We start from the raw sequence: 20,274 nt of genomic DNA, 5'->3' as shown, positions 1-20,274 counted from the left end.
AATCCTATAACCTGATCCGATTATTCTTTGACCGCGCCCACCGTCAGACCCTGTACGAAATAACGCTGGAAGAACGGATAAGCGAATATAATTGGCAACGTGGCAAGCACAACCATTGCCATTCGGGACGTATCCTGCGGAATGGACTGCATGGCTGCCAGACTCATCGAACTGTTAGCAGAGTTCTGCTGGATAAACTGGATACTCGACTCAATCCGCATCAGCATGGATTGCAGCGGCACCAGATTAGGATTATCAATGTATAACAGCGCATTAAACCAATCATTCCAGTAACCGAGTGTACTGAACAACCCGATGGTTGCAAGTCCCGGCAAGGAAAGTGGAATTACGATTTTCATAAAGGTATAGAATTCTCCGGCACCATCAATTTTCGCCGATTCAATGACTGCATCCGGCACACTGGTGGAGTAGAATGTACGCAGAATCATAATATAGAAGGCATTCATCGCCAGCGGCAGAATCAGTGCCCATAACGTATCTTTTAATCCAAGCAGCTGGGATACGACCATATAAGTTGGGATCATCCCGCCGTTGAACAACATGGTCAGAATCGCAAAGATGGAGAAAAATCTCCGGTATCTGAAGCTCTTGCGGGAAATCGCATACGCATACAGCGACATGAGAATCAGACTGATGATGGTACCAAGTACCGTCACCAGGATGGTAACTCCATACGCACGCAGCAGCGTGTCCCCACTCTGCCAGACAAACTGATATGCCGCGAGACTCCATTCTGCCGGAATCAGACGATACCCATCACGGGCCAGTGCTTTCTCGTCTGTAAACGAGATAATAACTACAAATATAAAAGGAAATACACAGATCAGAGCGAATAGACCAGCGATGATGTTCATGATCACGTTCCAGCCGCTGGATACGTGGTGGAAGTCGCGTTTTTTAACAAGCCCTGCTTGAGCCATAGTGGTTCACTCCTTTCCCTTGTCCTAGAATAGGCTGCTGTCTTTATCGATTTTGCGGACCACATAGTTGGAGATCATAACAAGCACAAAGCCCACGACGGATTGATACAATCCGGCAGCCGTACTCATCCCAATCTCACCACTAGTTTTCAAACCACGATATACATACGTATCAATAACATTTGTCACGGAATAGAGCGTACCCGAATCCCTTGGCACCTGATAGAACAGTCCAAAGTCGGCATAGAAAATGCGGCCTACGGCCAGCAAAGTCATAATCGTGATGATGGGCGACAGCAACGGAATCGTAATGTTACGAATCTGCTGCCACTTGCTTGCTCCATCAATCATGGCTGCTTCATACAGCGATTTATCAATCCCCAGAATCGAAGCCAGATAGACAACGCTGCTATAACCGATGGTTTTCCATAACGCTACGAATACCAGAATATACGGCCAATATTTCGCCTCGGAGTACCACTGAATTGGTTCCATCCCAAACCAGCCGATAATCTGATTCAACATCCCGCGGTCCATGCTCAAGAAGCTGAATGCGAAATAACCAACAATAACCCAGGATAGAAAATACGGCAGAAACATGCCGGTTTGATACAGTTTGGCGAGTCGTTTATTCACCAGTTCCGAGAGCAGGATTGCCAATGCCACAGCAAATACCAGTCCCAGGAAGATAATGGCGATGTTATAAAAGAGGGTGTTGCGTGTAATGAGCCATGCGTCACTTGTGCTGAACAGGAATTTGAAATTGTCCCAGCCAACCCATTCACTCTTCATCAGACTTGCCCAGAACCCTTCACGACTGAACCGATATTCCTTAAAGGCAGCCACTGTACCCACAAGAGGCAAGTAGGAGAAGAAGAAGAACCAGATGGCGCCTGGCAGCACCATGAACAGCATGACCCGGTTTCTAATCAGGTTTTTCAAAAATGTAGTCATTGTGGAGTTCCTCCTTCAGGCTTGAATGAAAAAGGACCGGACGCGATAAGCAGCCGCCCGATCCTTGCGATGTACTGTTACTTGTTTTCCGCTCTCCAGGCATCCAGCTGGCTTTGGGCTTCAGCCATTACTTTCTCCAGCCCGGCTTGATTGAACTTCTCAATCACTTGATCCAGATTGGCTGCCGGGTCCAGTGTACCTGTCATCAATGCTGCCCAATACTGCTCTTTCACGTTCTGTACCGCCGTCAGTTCGGCAGATACATTGCTTGAATCAAAGTTAAAGCTGAGGATCGGGGAATTGGTACCTTCAGCGTTAAACTTCTTGAACTCATCCCATTTGTTGTCCGGGTCATTGCTGTTCAGATAGAGCAGCATGTTATTCCCAAGGGAGTATGAAGGCATATCGTAGTTTTTCGATTCAGGCAGATTTTCCATATGCGTGTCATCCACTTTTTTGTAGTGTGTGCCCTCGATACCGGAGTCCACCATATTACGCAGCACAGGATCTGTATTCAGCAGGTTCAGGAATTCCATCGCTTTCTCTGGATATTCCGAGTTGGCCGAGATGGCCATGATGGAACCTTGTACAGATGTATTCGTTATAATTGCTTCACTTGCAGGTGTTGAAACGACTTGATAACCGTAACTTGCAGACCATTGGTTGTCCGCGAGCGGCTGTGTCTGTGCACGATCCAGGAACCAGTTGCCCGATGTTGTCAGGTCGTTCGTGGAACCTGTTGTAGCTGCTTCAGCAGATACATAACCGGCTTTGTAATATTTGTGCATCGTCGTAAGTGCTTCTTTCATTTCAGGTGTTTCCAATATGTTCACGAGTTTATAGTCCGTTGTATCCAGCTTGATTGCCATCGGCAGATTCTGAATGACATAGTCATACGGCACGTAAGGAACATAGTTTTTATCCATGGCAAAAGGTGTTACACTTGCCTCGTTTTCCTTGATCGTTTTCAGTAAAGGCTCCAGACTGTCTAACGTACGGACACCAGAGGTGTCCAGCTTGTATTTATCAACCAGCATTTGGTTAAAGCGCCATACCTCTTGTTGAGGCAGCTCTTTGTTGGCTGGAATTCCGTAATTGTGTCCGTCTACCTTCGAACCGCTGAGGAATGCAGGATCAATGGTCTTGGTGAGATCCTGACCGTATTCAGCAAGCAGGTCATCCAGTTCAAGGAATGCACCTTTTCTGGCATTTTGTACATAATCAAATCCACCAGAAGAAGTGAACAGAATGTCCATTGGCTCACCGGATGCTACGTTAACCTGCATCTTCTGCGGGTAGTCACCCCAGTCAACCATCTTCATCGTTACCGTGGCATTAATTTTCTCTTTGGTATACTTGCTCACTTCTTCCATCACTTTATTGACGTCTTTCTGAGGGGTACCGATGGTATACCAGATCAACTCTACCGCGTCATCTCCAGCTCCCCCGGATTCTGAAGCATCTTTGCTTCCTCCACAGGCACTAAGAACAAGTGTAACGGCCATTAACAATGCAAGAACGAGTGAGAAGCGTTTTCTTTGTTTACTCATTTCTTTGATCCTCCCTTTTCGTGTTCCCTTAGGCTCTACTTACTAACTGCTTTAACCTTATCGAATGAAAGCATTTACAAAAAGAAGATAAACTTAAGTTTTCGAGGTACAAATTAAAGAGAAATTGTCCTTGGGCATCTATTTTGTACCTATTTAAATAAATCGCTTACATGAAAGAGACATGCCGGGTAACGTATGCCATGATTTTCTACCATGCCATTCCTGTTCCCGATATGTCTCTTGGCTCTCTGTCCCCATGGTTGGATCTACCCGTCACCGAATTAACCAAACACCTTGAAATCAGTCGGTGAAATCCCCACATATTTGCGGAACTGTTTATAGAAATACCCCGTCTCCCAATACCCCACATTTCGGGCGATCTCATGTACCTTCAGATTGGAATTGCGTAGTTGCTCCTTCGCACGTTCAATCCGGTATTTGTTGATATATTCGGCAAACGTCTCCCCGGTCTCCTTATGAAACAATTGTCCCAAATACACCGGATGCAGATGATAGTGGGCACCCAGCAGCTTCAGGGAAAGCTCTTCTGCGTAGTGTTTGTCGATATGCTGAAGCACTTGGTTTACAATCGGATTCTTCAGATCCTGCAATAGGGATTGGATCGTCTGCGACCCAACCTGCTGAAGCGCCCGCACGAGTTCATCAAAAGTGCCACTGTCCAGGACAAGTTGAAGCCCTTGTTGGTATATGGCAGACTCATCCGAGTGTTTGATGCCCTCCAGTTCCATTTTGAAGCGAATCACAACTTCCAGTGCGGTATTCTGTAACTCCCCAGGTGTAAGCCCATCGCGATGCTGTTCAAAATCCATACGAATCCGGTCCGCAAGTTGTTCTGTATTCCGGGACAGAATCAGTTTCGCGTAATCCCTCCAGTCAATGAAGAAGGACGCTGCCGAGTTGCCGCAACGATCCAGAATGGCATGGTCGATGACTTTCAGATCGGGATAGATCATCACGTATTGGAGCGCCTTTTTTGCCTCTTCATAACTGGCCGGCGCATGGTATATCCCCTTCATCAACCTGCCCACACCAATACGTACCGCAGGATGTGTTACTGAGATGGCATCGGATAAAGCCTGAAGGCCATCCATTAACTTCTGTTCCTCATCCTCGTTACCGTCGACATTGGCAACAATGACGAGATCACCATCGATGTCATGAAAGACATTCAGATGGGACTTGTCCTTCAGCATCTCCTCCACACGTTCAAACATGCCGAATGTTTGCCCTTTGTCTTTGTCACGCAATATAGCGACAGCAACGTCCGGCGCATCCAAAGAAAGGTTCATAAACTGGGCACGTTCTTCAAATTCGGTAGCTGCAATCTGTCCCGTAAGCCACCGATGAAGAATGTTATCTTTTAGAATCTGGATGCCATAAGCATCATCGGCTTGAGGTGATACCATATGATCCAGCTTGGATGCTGTGTTGCTCAGCGTGGATTCCAGTTCCTCCACGTTAATCGGTTTAAGCAGATAATTTTCGATCCCCAGCTGCATGCCTTCCTTCAGGTATTCGAACTCATTGAAACCACTGAGGATAATGACCTTAAGCTCAGGTTGCACTCGCCTTGCTTCCCGAATCAGATCGAGACCATTCATGAGTGGCATGGATATATCCGTAATCAGAATGTCCACAGGCTGAGAAGAGAGCGCTTGTAACGCTGCTTGCCCATTACCTGCATGGCTCACAATTTCCATTCCAAACGAAGACCAATCCAGAATATCGTATAACCCTTCAATGATGAATGGCTCATCGTCCACAATAAACACCTTGTACATATTACACACCTGTCCCTTCTGTATGTGGATAACGCACCCTGATCCGTGTTCCTTCTCCGAGGGTGCTCTCTATGGTGATACCGAACTCTGGCCCATACAGGAAGCGCAATCGACTATGGACACTGCGCAGCCCGAACATCTGACCAGACTCTTCAGGACGTTCCAGTTCTTCAAGGATTTCCGTCAGGCGTGCCGGTTCAATGCCTTTGCCATTATCTTTGACTTCCACTTGCACCACATCATCTGTCTCTTCCACAACAATCGATAATCGGTTATCCGAACGTTCCGTCTGAATGCCGTGTACGACATAATTCTCAATGATGGGCTGCAGCGAAAGTTTCACCACAGGGTGTTGATAATAGGCAGCATCGATCTGGATCGTATATATGAAAATATCCTTGTAGCGGATTCGGAATAACTCCAGATACAAGCGACAAGCTTCCATCTCATCCTTCAGCGTATAATTTTTCTTCTGCTGTACCAGGCCCTTGAACAATACGGATAGACTATAGATCATCTCGCCGACATCTCTCGCCCCTTGGGATATCGCCCTCATCCGAATCACTTCAAGCGTATTGTAGAGAAAATGAGGATTGATACGCGCCTGTAACGCGACCAGTTCCGTCTCCTTCTGTTTGATCTCGGCTTTGTAGACGCGTTCAATGTACAGATTCAGCTCGTCCAGCATGTCGTTGAAGCTATGGGATATCTGCCCCAGTTCATCATCACGCGGATCGTCGATGCGAGCCGTCAAATTGCCATATTTCACTTTTTGGGTGAAGCGAATGATTCGACGGGTTCGTTTGGCAAAGTTAATAATGAAAAACGCCGGAACCAGCACGGCAAACAGAATACATACGATACTGATCGAGATGATGGTATTGCGAATGCCCGCATAGGTTTCAGCCATCTCTTCTAGCGGAACGGTGCCAATGACCACATAACCCTGATCGGCGGAGACAAACTTGTTCACGTACATGTTCTGCTCCTTTTTCATTGAATCCATATCCGTCTGATCAAACAGCGAATCGGCCACATTCACGTAGGGGTACTTCTTCCCGTAATAATGATTGTTGGAGTCAAATAACACTGTACCTTTCGCCGATAACACCACGATTTCTCCCTTGAGATTACTCTCGTAGTTGTCCAGCGCATTCCCGATTCCCTCCGAGTCAAAAAACACCAGAAACTGGCCCAGATTTCGAAGCGTCTGTGTATTATTAATCGGTACGCGGATCGAATAGAGCGCAGGGTCCCATTGATTGATCTCTTTGCGAATCCAGTAGTTGGGTGCACTGATATTGGGCGTTTCCATCGCCATCACGTCCGGAATATAGGAATGGGCCACATTGGTGTCCAGCTTGCGGAACTGCTTGTGTTGATTAAAGGTAGACAGATCCTGCTGCTCAGCGCTATACAACATGAGTTGGTTAATCTGCGAATTGCGATCCATAATGTTCTGAAAATGTTTCAACACATCGGCCGAATAGTCATCCTGATTGGCGTAATATCCATTCGTCATGTGCTGAACATATTCAGCGTACGAATGATTCATCAGGTAAGTAATGTTGGCCGAGAGTGCCTCATTCTGATGCATGTCCCTCACCATGTTTTGTACCGATTCATACTGCTGATGAATGTACCGATCCACATGTTCCATCGCCGCTTTCTGGATCGCCAGTTCCCGGCGAATCGTGGAGTCGGACACCGACAGGAAGATGATATAAGACAATGTAATGATCGTGACAATGGATATCATCGAGAAGATCAGGAGCATTTTCATAAACATATTATTTTTGAAGAAATTATTGTAAACGCTAACAATTTTCAAGTTGCATGTTCCCTCCGATGCTGTTTTCCTGACTATATAAGTTAAACTAAAGATTACTTACACTGACACTACGATGACAGAATAACCTTCCAATCGCTGTTATCCCCAGATTTTTCAATTCCCTTTTTCTAAGGGGAAAATCCGGTGATAAATGCGAACGCTTCGCTTTTTCAGTTTTTTTCTGTCCTCTTCGTTATCGTGTAAAAAATTAGTTCAACTTATATAGAATTATATCATTAGGCTTCTGACATTAACTTGTCACCTGCAACTTTTCTTTAGTTTATATCTGTGTTTCTTTAATTTCACCCTATTTAAAAACGCTTTCATCCACTATCGTTAACCATAAGTTTAGCTTTGTGTAAAAGAATACCTTACATTCATTCCACTTGAAGGAGGAACAGCATGACACGCAAACTCAAACCAAAAGGCCTCATTCCCAAGGTCACTGCCATGGTCCTGACCACGGCTCTGCTTGGACAAGTTGTTGCATCATCCGTTTATGCCGGAGATACGCTCCCTTACACCGGTGAAAGTGCCAAAGGGGTGAATCAGCCCTATCAACACGGGTACACCTCGGCCCAGATTCTGAACTGGACACCCGAAAGTGATATCCATGGCGATTTACTTCGTGCCCATGTTCCCTTGCAGCCCCGTAATGAAGCGTTCGCTGCCACACAGGCTTATCCTGAGCTTAGCCCGGACACCCAACTGTTCACAATGAGTGGGGATTACGGCAATGCATTCTTCGATAGCACACCATACACCAATGAATTCAGCCAGTACCTCTTCAATTATTGGCAATATACAGACTACTACAGCTATTGGCACGGCATGGCCTCTGCGGGAGTACCTGAGGAGCTGTATGACCCAAGTAAGGAATGGACGGAGAAATATTTCGAGTTTGGCATTTTGAACATTCCGAATCCGGCCTATACCAATGCAGCCCACAAAAATGGCGTCAAGTCGATTGCCAACATCTTTTTCTCAGACAATGACCGTGGACCACAGACGTACAAACAAATGCTGATCCAGGATGAAAACGGTAATTTCCCTGTGGCCGAGAAACTGGCCGAGATGGCAGAATACTACAACTACGATGGATATTTCTTCAATCAGGAAGAGGTTGCCCGGGGTGTAGCCCCTGAGGATATCGCTTCCTACAAGAAATTCATGAAATATCTAAGAGATAAAGGTCTGTACGTTCAGTGGTATGATTCCACCATCAATACAACAGGCAAGATTCAATACCAGAACCAATTCAATGGGCTCAACAGCCCCTTTGTGCAGGATTCCGTTCTCGGCAGAGTTTCGGATTCCATCTTCCTGAACTATGTATGGAACCATAAGATGCTCCGCGATTCCCGTGATCATGCCCTTAGTCTGGGACTGGATCCATTGGAAACCGTATTTGCTGGTGTCGAAGGTGGACATGACAAATTCGGCCGCTGGAAGCAATCCTATGACCTGCGCCATAATCTGGATGAGAACGGTCAACCGATGAACAGCATCGCGACATTAGGTGCCGACTTCACCCACAACGCTCTGGATGAAGAGATGGGTGATGGCAGCACCAATCATCGTGCGGAGGATGAGTACCAGTGGATGACCTTTGTACGTGATCGTGCCTGGTGGTCTGGTCCAAATCAAGACCCGACAGATGCACGTCGTAATGCGTCTGCCGATCTGTCGGATGTGTATGCTTCCGGTGCAAACTGGGATGGAATCGCCGCTTATCTGACCGAACGCTCCGTTATCAACGGCTCTAATTTTGCGACCAGCTTCAATACGGGTCACGGTCTGAAATATTATGAAGACGGCGCTGTCTCGAACGATAAAGAATGGTCGAATATCAACATTCAGGATATCCCTGTCACTTGGCAATGGTGGATGGATAGTAAAGGTGAAGGTGACAAGCTCAGTGTTGATTTTGACTACGGTCCATCTTATGAGAAAGGCGCAAGGTACAACTACGACTCCATCGGTGCGTTTAATGGCGGCAGCTCTCTCGTGGTGAACGGTACACTGAACACGGACAACTTCCTGCGCCTGTACAAGACCGACCTGTCCGTCAACGGACAATCCAAACTGGAACTGACGTATAACAAACCGTCCACCAGCGATGCTTCTTCCCTGCATGTTGGGTTAATCTTCGAAGACGATCCATCCAACGTAGTCAACGTACAGGTGCCTAATTCAGGCCAGCATACGGAAGGCTGGAAGACAACTTCGCTGGATTTGAGCGCCTATCAAGGCAAAACCATTGCCGCTATGGGATTGTTCTTTGAACCGAATGGCAAAGCGATTGAGAATTACCAGATGAACATTGGTGAGATTCGTATGTTCGACGGTTCAGCCGCTGTACCGGATGCACCAACCGGGTTCCATATTGCCAAAGCACTGACCAACACCAATGAACTGGTTGTCGCCTGGGACATGAAGGACTATTCAGAGGTCAAGCAATACAATTTATATGAAAATGGCGCCTATGTTGGCGGCGTGTATGATTCCACTTTTTATATTAAATCGCTTAAGCAACCTTCTGGTGAACTGTCCATACGTGCTGTTGGTGCAGATGGTACCGAAAGTGAAGCAACCTTCCTGCCTTACGACCTGAATGCAGCCGTTCAGAATATTGATGTGAAATTCAAAAAGAATGGCGATGCTATTATAAGCTGGAAAAACCCGAAAAAGGCAAAAGATTCGGGCAAAGACAAAGATAAGAATACGGGTAAGGATAAAGACAAGGATAAAAATAAAGACAAGGGTAAAGGCAACGAGTCCATTCAGCTCACCCTAGAAACCGAATATACGAAAGAACCCTTCAACAAGTCGCTTCAGGTCAAAAAAGGAAAACAGTCTGCCATCCTCACCGGACTTCCGACCAATGGTGAGCATTATGTGCTGAACATCGCCATTGGCGACCAAAATCCGGTAACCTATACCGGACAGCTGGCAGATCTTCAGATTACACCATACGCCAAGGAAAAGATCAGGGTAAAAGATGGAAAATATACACTTGCCCTGCCCGATCTGGAGGACTGGTACAAGATCTATGTTTATGAAAATGGGGTGGCACGTGAGTTCGGAGTCACTTACGTTTCGCAGAAATTCCCGTATATCATTCGGGGAAGAACAAAGCTGAGTGAACTGACCTTCACACCCGCGTCCAACAACAGCTCTTTGAAGCTGGTCATTGAGGATTATGCGGGTAATCAGGCTACTACGATTTTGAGATAATACTGCAAAGTATTTTTTGTGTACACCAGCATAACAGTAATGAAAACAAACAGCCCTTCACTTCCGAAAGGAAGTTGAAGGGCTATTCTTGTTGATCTAACAATAAATATTCTGCCCAACAGCTATTAAACAGCATTCCCGTTAGCATAGTCCTTCGGATGAAATTGAGGATAGATGCTTGCGCAACTGCTTTTTGTCTATTTTATCCACAGCTGTTCTCGGCAAAGTATCCACAATGAACAGTTGAGTCGGCCATTTGTACGGAGCAAGGTGTGGCTCACAAAACGCCCGCACCCGCGTCAGATCCAAACTGTCACCATCCCGTAACACTATGAAAGCGACGAGTTCCTCGCCTTCGCCAGGAAGAGAATGTCCGATTATGGCCGCCTCGCTTACCGACTCATGGCTCACAATAACATGCTCCACTTCGGCACAGAACACATTGGAACCGCCCACAATAACCATATCCTTCAAGCGATCAAACACATAAAGATAACCTTCGACATCCAGACAACCGACATCCCCAGTTCGAATCCAGCCATCGGGCATGGTCTCGGCAGTAGCCTCCAACTGGCGCCAATACCCCAGCATGGTCTGTGCACCTCGAACAACGATTTCTCCAGCCTCGCCCGTAACTGTCTCACTTCCGTCCGTATCTAATATCCGAACTTCGAAGGCCTGCTCACCTTGGGCAGCCAAGTCAGCAGGACGACCCACGGATCGAAGGCGAAGAGGATCGCCCATATGCTGAGCAGGAAAAAGGCGGCTTATGGACATTCCACATTCCGCTTGTGAGTAGTTGTTCACAATGATAGCTTCAGGAAATTGCGATACGGCATCCTGAAGTGTATCCGGGGAAATAATGGACTCTCCGCAGCCAATAAGCGATAGACTCTTCAAGTTTCTACCTCCTACGGATGCCTCGCGGGTAAGATCACGAAGCAGTTGGCCTACGGTGCTGAGTTGTGTAATCTGATCACGTTCAATAGCTTCCATAATGCGGTGTACATCCGCTGGGTATTCGTCTAGAAATACAAGACAGCCCCCGGCAGCCATGGTCGCCCACAGCTGGAACTGACCCACCAGATGGGATAAGTTGAGCACTAACACACGACGCTTGAGATCATGACCGAAGCCTGCAGAAGGCGTAAGTTGATTCCAAGCAGCCATACCACGATGCGAATGCATGACCCCTTTTGGCCGACCAGTTGTCCCGCCCGTATAAATCAGGACTGCCGTATCGTCTACACTTCGTTTGAAATGGTCTTTTGTAGAGAACACATGTTCCCGCTGTAAAAGAGCAGCGAGCGAACTGCTAATCGTCTCTTCTTCGTCTGTCGTGAACAGTTTTGGACAATACCCAAGAAGCTTTACCGTGGCAATAGCTGCTTTAGCATGTTGGTCATCATGAATAACCATATGTGGTTCTGCATCCTGAAATATGGCAGCGAGTTCAGGCACTGTTAGCATAGGAGACGGCACGAGCGGTATAGCCCCGATCCCAACTGCTGCATAAAACGCAACAACGAGCTGGGGATCTGGATCACCTAAAAGGGCAAAGCGATCACCGGCCCGGAGTCCTTCAACATATAGAGCATGACTCAGTCTTTCAACTAGACCGTTAAGCTCCCCATAACTCATCGTTTGCCCATGTCGCGTTAACGCAGGTTCCTCAGGGTACAGACTTGCTGCAATAGGCAATCGTTCGGATAGAAGCAAGCAAATTACCCCCAACATTTTAATTTCCACTTTTTCCGTTAAGAAAACTATGGAATAAAGAGAGAGTAGCATATATCTGGAATAATAAGTAATCATTATCCTCTATTAAAACCATAAATTCTCCTGATATTACAATTCTGCCAACATACGATCCTTGCCGTTAACCTACTTGCTAGCTTAATTAGGCATTTTGATGCCTTCATAACACATGTACTATAATAATGGGAATTAAATGAGGGATGGTGTTTCTTAAATGAAAACTTTTTATTGTGATCTTGAAATTACCTTAGATGTCATTGGCGGAAAGTGGAGACCTCTTATTCTGTATTACTTAATAAAAGGTCCTAAACGGACTGGTGAATTAAAAAGGCTCATACCAACAATTTCTCAGAAAATGCTAGTCCAGTCGTTGCGGGAGTTGGAGAGCAATAATTTAATTATAAGAAAAATGTACAATCAGGTACCACCAAAAGTGGAATATTCAATATCAGAAATGGGTATGTCACTTGAACCCGCTTTGCGAACTCTTTGTGATTGGGGTCAGATCTATGCAGAGAAGACATTGAGCAAGGATGAATATCAGAGATTAAATGTAGAATAGAGTAATTTCAAAATCAATTTATGATCTGATTCATCACAATTATCACTTTTTGGTTACTATATAACAAAAAAGTACGTACTATTTTAAAAGTGCTACATGGTACATAATGAGCCTTGTAATATAAAGAAAATAAAAAAATTGAGAATAGGAGTGTGTGGTGATCTATGAGATCTGGCTTGAACCAGTCGGTGAATGGGGTAGTACACTGACGAATGTAAGACGGTAAGTTTTCAAGATGAGAAATGTGAAACAACTATTTTCATGTATTTATAGACGTTCAAAGGAGTTGTTAATATGGGGAAAATACTTATTACTGGAGCAACAGGTAATCTCGGTAGCAGAACGCTAGAACTTCTTCTCGAAAAAGTTCCGTCAAATGAGGTCGCGATATTAGTCCGTGATCCGGAATCTGATAAAGTGGCAAGATTTGTTAAAGAAGGTGTGGAAGCTCGCCAGGGCGACTATTTTGATTATAACTCTCTTCTACGGGCTTTTGATGGTGTTGAAAAAGTGATGCTCATTTCTGCGGTAGCATTTACCGATCGCAATACACAACATTTCAACGTCATCGCTGCTGCAAAGCAGGCTGGTGTCAAACAAGTGATTTTCACGTCGATCATACGAAGAGAAAATTCAAGTCTTATTGTGCCCGAAGTATCGATGTCAGACTTATTTGCTGAACAAACGCTTAAAGCATCCGGATTAGACTATACCATTTTGCGGAATCCACCGTATCTTGAAGTCATGCATTCGTATTTCGGAGATGCGCTTAAATTCGGTGTGCGAGTACCAGAGGGTTCCGGTAAAGTAGCCGCTGCATCTCTGAATGATTTGGCGGCAGCCAACGTAGCCGTTCTCACCCAAAACGGACACGAAAATAAGTCATATACTCTAAGTGGCAGCGAGGGAAGCTCTTTCGAAGACATCGCTACAGCCCTCTCGGAGATTAGTGAGATCAATATCCCTTATGAGGCAATTAGCGAAAAAGAATATATAGACACTATGGTGGCGAATGGCTTACCTGTTTTTATGACTGATTTCTTAATAGGTTGGGTGCGAGGAATTAACACTGGAGAATTCTCCGAAATATCTGGAGATCTTGAACGTCTGATTGGCCGAAAACCAATGTCATATAAGGAATTCTTTAAAATCAAATCTCCGTTCTCTAAAGTTAAAGATTGAAGCTAGTTAGCTTAATGAATTGGAGTATTGAACATTAGAAACATATCTAGTCAATTAAAAAAAGCCCGGTCCTTCCCCCGGGCAACATACACTTTTGTATGGGTTACTTACTTATAAATTCCACCATCTTCTGATGCAATTCCTTCTCAGAAGACTGAAAAATACCATTAAAATCCTGGGGTTACGGATCAATTTGTTTAACTGGTCTATTCCATATTGTTGAACAACAAACTAGGACTAATCAGCCTGTTTGAAATCTCACTTTAAATCCTCTGTTTTATTTCATATCTTTACAAATGAATAATGTTAAGCAAAGATTGGAGTAGTCTACAAGCCATTGCTTTCTGCAACACCTATAAGTACATCATCTTAAACGAACATCTTGAAAACGCAGGTAAACAAGATGTCGAAACCATTACATCTTATAATTGGTCACCAAAAGAAGACATCATTGCATTTGCTTATGGAAATACGGAGAAAAGCATTTTAGCAATATACGATACGAAGAAAGACCGTTTAGTTCATCTCCCTCGGGCAACCAACTATATTAGCACAGGTTTAATTTTATGGCATAAGAACGGAAAAAATATGGATTACATTAGTGAGTATCCTTCAGATCAATGGATTCTTTTCAGATATGATACCACAAGCAAAAAAGTTAAACCTGTAAAAAAAATGACTCGGAAAGAATCTCAGCAGTGGTTTAAATTCGATAAATAACAGCATTATTTAACTCCCCTTCCTTTATCCCCTACCTACTGACAACAGCTCTCTTATTCATATTTTGTAGTAAACCGATTTTCTTTACGACTTTTATGTCGTTTGTAGCGTTCATATTAGTGAACGGAATTTTATAGTAAATTTTGGTTTTCATAAAAGAAACAGGAGGTGATTGGTTTCCCCCCCGTTAGGAGTCTAGTACTACGCAAATTAAAACCGAGGTGTAAAATGAAGAAATCTATAATCCTGTTACTATTCAGTATGCTGCTACTCTTGCTAATTCCCCTGCATACCCATGCAGCTAAGAATCAAACTAAAATTATTTTAGATGGCCAGGAGCTAGTTTTACCCCATGATATTGAAGTCGTTAATGTACGAAACAATATTATGATTCCAATTCGGGTAGTCGCCGAGAATTTAAAATTCAACGTGAAATGGGACCAAAAGACACAAAATGTAAATATAGAACAAGCTTCTAATGCAATTTCCTTGACCGTTGGAAAGGATCAAGCTACAGTCCAGAACAACACCGTCCAACTTAATATCGCTCCACAAATGATCAAGAATACGGTTGTTGTTCCCCTACGTTTTGTTAGTGAAGAGATGGGTCTGAGAGTGGGCTGGAATAACAAAAACAAGATTGTTACGCTAACCAGCAATAATGTATTACAACCAGTTTCACCTCCTCATGGAAATGATGCAGGCACTAACCTGGTTCATGATATAACGTATGCCAATAATCAACTCGTCGTCTCATTGGACCGTGAAGTTGCTCCAGTCATATCTACACTTAAAAATCCCGAACGAATTATTTTGGATTTCCCATCCACCAACTTCGGAAATATGGGACAGGTCCCATCTGGAGGATCCATGGGAAGACTGGATGTTAACGAATTCCCAAGTGTTACTGACATACGTTATTCTCTTTTCAAAAATGAACCTCCTCAGGTTCGAATTGTAATCGAATTAAACAATATAAATTCGGTGAATTACACACAACAGACAATCGCCGGCAAATTTATCCTTGATCTAAGTATGGCAAATGAACCTGCACCTGCAACTCCTGTGAACAGCGGCAAAAAAATCGTCGTTATTGATCCGGGACATGGAGGAAGTGATCCAGGTACAATAAGTTACACCAAGCAACCTGAGAAACATTTTGCCCTTGCTTTAGGGCTAAAAGTGCAGGCTCTTTTGGAAAAGGAACCTGACATAGAACTAATGATGACTCGGGAAACAGACATCTACCCTACACGACCGGAACGTGTCAAACTTGCCAACGATCTCAACGCAGATGTGTTTGTATCTATACACGGTAACAGCGTCCCTGCTGCTCCTCAGATATCGGGAACTGAAACGTATTATTACCAACGTGAGAGTAGTAAAGCACTGGCGACTCTCATCCATAAAAATCTGATCGATGCCTTGGGATTTAAAGATCGTGGCGTTAAGAACGGAAACTACCAGGTCATTCGAGAAACCACGATGTCTGCGGTTCTTCTAGAAATCGGATTCTTAAGCAACCAGATGGAGGAGGAGGCCATGATGTCAGAAAGCAATCAAGATAAAGCAGCACAGGCCATTGTGGATGGGATAAAAGAGTATTTGAAGCTATAGGACAGTGAATAATTCAAGAGGATGTGCTTCTATGAAAAAAAGAATCTATGTGGCTATCGCAATATGTGCAATAAGCATACTAGTGGTAGGCTGTGGCAGCAAACCTACTTCTTCTAGTCCAGTACAGGGTTCCGATCCTGCTAATACGACACCAGCGCCAATAGCTAACCCAAGCGAAGAAAATGGAGAATCTCAAGAAATTGAGGTGTTTTACGCAGATGATCAATTATTACAAGTAGAGCAACGTAAGAAGGAAATTACATTTAAAGATGACTCCGAAAAATACAGTAAGACGTATGCGGCCCTTCAAAGTAGTGGTCAAACCGAACTAATTCCATTGTGGAGTAATATTGAACTACTTTCTGCTACTTTTGATCAAGGGAAATTAACGCTGGATGTGCATATTCCGGATGAAGCAAGATTAGGGTCTGGCGGAGAACTCTTAGCGATCGATGCTTTGAAAGGAACCTTTTTTCAGTTTGATGAAGTAACCCATATTGATTTGCTCGTTGATGGAGATGCAACTGACAGTTTAATGGGTCATGCAGAATTAGAACATCCACTAACCCGTGAATAGATCCATAGAAAACAATTCTCTGCTTGAAATGCGCTCTTTAGAATGGATATTGAAAAAAATTGCTGGTTTATCCGATGAGATTAAAGTCGCAACATACAAAGCATGATTTAAAAATAAAAAGCCATTCGCATCAATACTTTGCGAATGGCTCTTATTTTTTCGGTAAAAGGTGGACTTGCACTTCTTCTTGGTCAGGGAGTTACGAAGTTCCTTTTTGTTTACTTGCCTGCATCTGCTGGGCAAATCTCATCATCTCTTCAAACTCTTCCTCAGATACGGCATCCCCATCGTTGCTTATGTCTTGTACAATCGGAATTTCGGGTTTAGCTTTGGTTCCTTTGCCGTATGTACGGGTACGGGTTCCAGCTGCACCAGCAGCCTGTTTACCTTTGACCTTGGCCTGATCACGAATATATTGCACAGCTTTCTCATATGAGTTCACCTGCTTGAGCAACATATTGGAGGCAATGGCCTCAACGAAGTTACGGTTAATCCGCTGCTCTCCGCCAGATACAAGCAATGCCATCAGATAATGAATCAATACATTGATGACTTCACCAGGCAACTTGTAGCTCAGATCAATTTTCTCAAATATATCAATCAGATTGTCTGGTACTGCACCTGGGAAGAACGTCTGCAACAGGCGGGTATACGGTTCGTTACGCAACATCATATTGTATTGATGAATATCACACTTCGTCATGAATTGCGGAGGTACTTCGACGTAATATTCCATCTGTACCCCATGCTCAACAGGTGGTTCACCGGAGTCTTCTTTCCGCTCTGGCTCCTCCATATGCTGCCTCAGTGCCACGACCTTGGCTGCCTGTACAGTTTGTTGCTCATGGCGTTTCTTCGTCTGTCTGAACTGCATGCTCGCTTTATGCTGAAGATCATCCAGAATCAGCTGGCCCTGTGGAGTGAAGATATCATCTTCATCCAGCAGACGGCATACATCCTGCACACTGAGGTTGAACTTGTTCACCACATAATTCACAATGCCCAGTTGTTCATGATCGAACCGCAACTGCTCTACATGACGGCGATTGACCGACTCGCGCGGGAAACGCAAAATAATGTCGGCATAGTTCAAACTGTTTTCTTCCGCTGCATCGTTCGTGCCTGTCCGCTGGGCCGTCGTTGATACTTCAGACAAAGCCTGCTCCAACTCATAATCAATCACATGGGTATTCAATTCAAATATATCGTAAAAGGGAACAGAAATATTCTCTTTGTTGGCTGCCGGATAAGGCGCGTCCCCATTTTCCACTGCCGAGAAACCGGAACGCAGGGAAAGGACGGCAAATTTGCCAATCTTGTCACGAAGCAGCAGTGTCAAATGCTGTGTCCGGAAAAACTCTGCCGGAGAGAGCGGCGGTTGCAGCTCATATTCGTAGATGTAATCATCACTTTCCGGTATATATAGCCGTGAAGTCTGAAGTAGCCCCACTGCCTCAAGCTTGGATGTCTGCTCTAACAAATATTTGCGACCTTTTTCACTTGGCTCTAGCCCAAGTGTCATGAACAGCCTCCGTTGCTGTTCAAGCGGCGAATAACCGACCTGTTCACCGGGAAGATGCTGAAACAACAGCCGATACAAGCCAACCGCAAAAGCACCTACCATGGGCTGATATGCTCCTGTAAGCATACGGTCATCCAGGGCGCTAAGTCCAAACTCCCTGTATACGCAGTAGCGATGATGTTCAGTATAATGGTGCAGATTCTTCATGCGCATAGCCTGATCTCCTTCTCCCCAAAAGTATGTTTATCTATTCTATCATAAATGTCTGATCCTCAAATGTTCAAAAACAGGTAAAAAGATGGCCCGTTCTCGCTCCGTTTCGTCCTAGGTCGACATCATTCACGTTTTCGCCGAATTCAGCAAATTCCTAAAATAAAAATGTCGAGAGCCGCTAGAATACTATAAAAGCTGTAGCCGCAGAATACAAGGGAATATCTAAAGAGAATGTTCTCCAGATGTATATGAAGTACAAGTGTACAATAATCCTTCTAGTATAAATGAACAGCAAAAAAGCCTTCCCTTTGTACTCGTAAGCGTTTACGACAAAGACAAGACTTTTACGCGATTACAGTGGCATGCGTTACCTCGTTCCAACAATCTAAAACATTCTGTACCCACCCAAACGTAACTTCTGAATCGTCCAGCCACTGATTACCGCACCAGCCAGTCCCGCTACGCCCGTCATATAGTCCACAAGCTGGAAAGAACCCAGATGTGACATCAGAGACGACGAATGATCCCATAGAGAGTATACAACAACAGGCAGAATTACAATGATGAACAGATAGGAAGGGAACCAGGTGGTCTTCATCAGCATGTTCAGAATGAAACCGATACCAAACATCATAACAAAAAATAATACCATTAATACCAACACAGGTATAAATTGCATCGGGCGACATTCACCTCTTCTTTCACACTTTCGGGTTTCACTTCTGGATAGTAGTTAGTGTACCGCAAAAAATGTGGCGAAGCAACGAACTTTCTGGACAAATTTCCCTATATTTATGTACTGTTCATTTGCCCTTCTCCTTCATGTTGGGATACAATGTAAACGATAAAGCACTCACCCGTCCCTTATAGTGCGTGTTCAAAAAGACTGGTTTTCAGTGCGGACTTTTTGAACAACCTCTTATAGGGATTTGGAAATATACCTTGCAGGAGGAACACAACCAATGAACGAAGCCGCATCAACACTGGAGGGCTGGTATGCCCTGCATGATTTTCGCTCGATTAACTGGGCCGCCTGGAAAGCAGCAGATGATGAAGAACGCGCTGTAGCACTGGACGAGCTTCAGGAATTCTGGAAAGAATGGAAAGAAGTCGAGGATTCATCCAAAGGAAGTACCGTTGTGTATACGGTTGTAGGTCAAAAAGCAGACCTCGTCATGATGCATCTGCGTGAAACGCTGGAAGATCTGAAGGCTGTTGAGAACGCGTTTAACAAAACGATGTTTGCCCAATACACAACTAAGTCGTATTCCTACGTCAGTGTAGTGGAACTGAGCAACTATCTTGGCAAAGAAGGCGAAGACCCGATGCAAAATCCGGAAATTATCGCCCGTCTGAAACCCGTTCTGCCACAACGGCAATACATCTGCTTCTATCCGATGAACAAAAAACGTGAGCTGAATGACAACTGGTACATGCTGTCCATGGACGAGCGTCGTACCATGATGCGCAGTCACGGCATGATTGGTCGCAGCTATGCCGGTAAAGTGAAACAGATTATTACCGGCTCCGTCGGTTTCGACGATTGGGAATGGGGCGTTACGCTATTTGCGGATGATGCACTTCAGTTCAAAAAACTCGTCTATGAGATGCGTTTCGATGAAGTTAGCGCGCGTTATGGCGAATTCGGTTCGTTCTATGTGGGAAGTCTGTTGAACGAAGGAACACTGGAAGACATGCTTAAGCTGTAAACATGATGCCAAGCACAATAATGCACCGCGACATCTCCTGAAAAGGATACTGTCTGCGGTGCTTTATTGTGTATCAATATTCTACTACCTCAAGCTTGA

General features: G+C 44.7%; 15 protein-coding genes. 7 read left to right on the top strand and 8 right to left on the bottom strand.

Annotation, left to right across the window (positions count from 1 at the left end; all coding sequences use genetic code 11):
- Positions 1-20: 20 nt before the first annotated feature.
- The 5 genes from FE296_RS19690 to FE296_RS19670 all read right to left on the bottom strand — a co-directional run bounded on the left by FE296_RS19690 (position 21) and on the right by FE296_RS19670 (position 7,078).
- On the bottom strand, positions 21-941 hold the full coding sequence (locus tag FE296_RS19690) for a carbohydrate ABC transporter permease (protein WP_062837930.1): 921 nt from the start codon (positions 939-941) through the stop codon (positions 21-23).
- Between the two features lie 24 nt (positions 942-965).
- Positions 966-1,895, bottom strand: a complete 930-nt coding sequence (locus tag FE296_RS19685; protein ID WP_124117532.1) for an ABC transporter permease — start codon at positions 1,893-1,895, stop codon at positions 966-968.
- A gap of 77 nt (positions 1,896-1,972) precedes the next feature.
- Positions 1,973-3,445 carry an ABC transporter substrate-binding protein gene (locus FE296_RS19680; RefSeq protein ID WP_124117530.1) on the bottom strand — a complete coding sequence of 491 codons (1,473 nt, stop codon included), beginning with the start codon at positions 3,443-3,445 and terminating at the stop codon, positions 1,973-1,975.
- A gap of 281 nt (positions 3,446-3,726) precedes the next feature.
- Positions 3,727-5,247 (bottom strand): response regulator transcription factor, encoded by a 1,521-nt coding sequence (locus FE296_RS19675; RefSeq protein WP_150366061.1) that lies wholly within the window; start codon positions 5,245-5,247, stop codon positions 3,727-3,729.
- Between the two features lies 1 nt (position 5,248).
- On the bottom strand, positions 5,249-7,078 hold the full coding sequence (locus FE296_RS19670) for a sensor histidine kinase (protein WP_150366060.1): 1,830 nt from the start codon (positions 7,076-7,078) through the stop codon (positions 5,249-5,251).
- Positions 7,079-7,480: 402 nt separating this feature from the next.
- Between FE296_RS19670 and FE296_RS19665 the strand changes: the two genes are divergently transcribed.
- Positions 7,481-10,315: an endo-beta-N-acetylglucosaminidase gene (locus FE296_RS19665; RefSeq protein ID WP_150366059.1), complete on the top strand. Its 2,835-nt coding sequence runs from the start codon at positions 7,481-7,483 to the stop codon at positions 10,313-10,315.
- Between the two features lie 141 nt (positions 10,316-10,456).
- Here FE296_RS19665 and FE296_RS19660 read toward each other — a convergent pair whose 3' ends face one another.
- Positions 10,457-12,034 (bottom strand): class I adenylate-forming enzyme family protein, encoded by a 1,578-nt coding sequence (locus FE296_RS19660; RefSeq protein WP_190945379.1) that lies wholly within the window; start codon positions 12,032-12,034, stop codon positions 10,457-10,459.
- A 253-nt stretch (positions 12,035-12,287) separates the two neighbouring features.
- Between FE296_RS19660 and FE296_RS19655 the strand changes: the two genes are divergently transcribed.
- From FE296_RS19655 to FE296_RS19635, 5 genes are all read left to right on the top strand, one after another.
- Positions 12,288-12,635 (top strand): winged helix-turn-helix transcriptional regulator, encoded by a 348-nt coding sequence (locus FE296_RS19655; protein WP_124117520.1) that lies wholly within the window; start codon positions 12,288-12,290, stop codon positions 12,633-12,635.
- Positions 12,636-12,929: 294 nt separating this feature from the next.
- Positions 12,930-13,817 carry an SDR family oxidoreductase gene (locus FE296_RS19650; protein WP_150366057.1) on the top strand — a complete coding sequence of 296 codons (888 nt, stop codon included), beginning with the start codon at positions 12,930-12,932 and terminating at the stop codon, positions 13,815-13,817.
- A 303-nt stretch (positions 13,818-14,120) separates the two neighbouring features.
- Positions 14,121-14,537, top strand: coding sequence for a hypothetical protein (locus FE296_RS19645; RefSeq protein WP_124117516.1), 417 nt, complete (start codon positions 14,121-14,123; stop codon positions 14,535-14,537).
- A 228-nt stretch (positions 14,538-14,765) separates the two neighbouring features.
- Positions 14,766-16,154, top strand: a complete 1,389-nt coding sequence (locus tag FE296_RS19640) for an N-acetylmuramoyl-L-alanine amidase family protein (protein WP_190945378.1) — start codon at positions 14,766-14,768, stop codon at positions 16,152-16,154.
- Between the two features lie 31 nt (positions 16,155-16,185).
- Positions 16,186-16,731 (top strand): GerMN domain-containing protein, encoded by a 546-nt coding sequence (locus tag FE296_RS19635; protein ID WP_150366056.1) that lies wholly within the window; start codon positions 16,186-16,188, stop codon positions 16,729-16,731.
- 199 nt (positions 16,732-16,930) lie between these two features.
- Here FE296_RS19635 and FE296_RS19630 read toward each other — a convergent pair whose 3' ends face one another.
- Together FE296_RS19630 and FE296_RS19625 are read right to left on the bottom strand one after the other, a co-directional pair.
- Complete coding sequence (locus FE296_RS19630) at positions 16,931-18,466, bottom strand: replication initiation and membrane attachment family protein (RefSeq protein ID WP_124117512.1); 1,536 nt, start codon at positions 18,464-18,466, stop codon at positions 16,931-16,933.
- A 385-nt stretch (positions 18,467-18,851) separates the two neighbouring features.
- Positions 18,852-19,145 (bottom strand): YuiB family protein, encoded by a 294-nt coding sequence (locus FE296_RS19625; RefSeq protein WP_124117510.1) that lies wholly within the window; start codon positions 19,143-19,145, stop codon positions 18,852-18,854.
- A 283-nt stretch (positions 19,146-19,428) separates the two neighbouring features.
- On the opposite strand from FE296_RS19625, the gene hemQ reads away from it, so the two are divergent.
- On the top strand, positions 19,429-20,175 hold the full coding sequence (gene hemQ / locus FE296_RS19620) for a hydrogen peroxide-dependent heme synthase (protein ID WP_062837936.1): 747 nt from the start codon (positions 19,429-19,431) through the stop codon (positions 20,173-20,175).
- Positions 20,176-20,274 lie beyond the last annotated feature (99 nt).

Source organism: Paenibacillus sp. UASWS1643 (assembly GCF_008693195.1).
GTDB lineage: Bacteria > Bacillota > Bacilli > Paenibacillales > Paenibacillaceae > Paenibacillus > Paenibacillus amylolyticus_B.
Note: the sequence above shows the minus strand (reverse complement) of the source record. Positions and strands in the feature narration are given on the sequence as shown.

What these genes read in the sequence shown, in the direction of transcription:
- FE296_RS19665 (WP_150366059.1), top strand. Translation starts at nt 7,481, where the DNA reads ATGACACGCAAACTCAAACCAAAAGGCCTCATTCCCAAGGTCACTGCC.
- FE296_RS19640 (WP_190945378.1), top strand. Translation starts at nt 14,766, where the DNA reads ATGAAGAAATCTATAATCCTGTTACTATTCAGTATGCTGCTACTCTTG.
- FE296_RS19635 (WP_150366056.1), top strand. Translation starts at nt 16,186, where the DNA reads ATGAAAAAAAGAATCTATGTGGCTATCGCAATATGTGCAATAAGCATA.
- FE296_RS19625 (WP_124117510.1), bottom strand. Translation starts at nt 19,145, where the DNA reads ATGCAATTTATACCTGTGTTGGTATTAATGGTATTATTTTTTGTTATG.
- FE296_RS19645 (WP_124117516.1), top strand. Translation starts at nt 14,121, where the DNA reads ATGTTAAGCAAAGATTGGAGTAGTCTACAAGCCATTGCTTTCTGCAAC.
- FE296_RS19680 (WP_124117530.1), bottom strand. Translation starts at nt 3,445, where the DNA reads ATGAGTAAACAAAGAAAACGCTTCTCACTCGTTCTTGCATTGTTAATG.
- FE296_RS19685 (WP_124117532.1), bottom strand. Translation starts at nt 1,895, where the DNA reads ATGACTACATTTTTGAAAAACCTGATTAGAAACCGGGTCATGCTGTTC.
- FE296_RS19690 (WP_062837930.1), bottom strand. Translation starts at nt 941, where the DNA reads ATGGCTCAAGCAGGGCTTGTTAAAAAACGCGACTTCCACCACGTATCC.
- FE296_RS19675 (WP_150366061.1), bottom strand. Translation starts at nt 5,247, where the DNA reads ATGTACAAGGTGTTTATTGTGGACGATGAGCCATTCATCATTGAAGGG.
- hemQ (WP_062837936.1), top strand. Translation starts at nt 19,429, where the DNA reads ATGAACGAAGCCGCATCAACACTGGAGGGCTGGTATGCCCTGCATGAT.
- FE296_RS19650 (WP_150366057.1), top strand. Translation starts at nt 12,930, where the DNA reads ATGGGGAAAATACTTATTACTGGAGCAACAGGTAATCTCGGTAGCAGA.
- FE296_RS19655 (WP_124117520.1), top strand. Translation starts at nt 12,288, where the DNA reads ATGAAAACTTTTTATTGTGATCTTGAAATTACCTTAGATGTCATTGGC.
- FE296_RS19630 (WP_124117512.1), bottom strand. Translation starts at nt 18,466, where the DNA reads ATGCGCATGAAGAATCTGCACCATTATACTGAACATCATCGCTACTGC.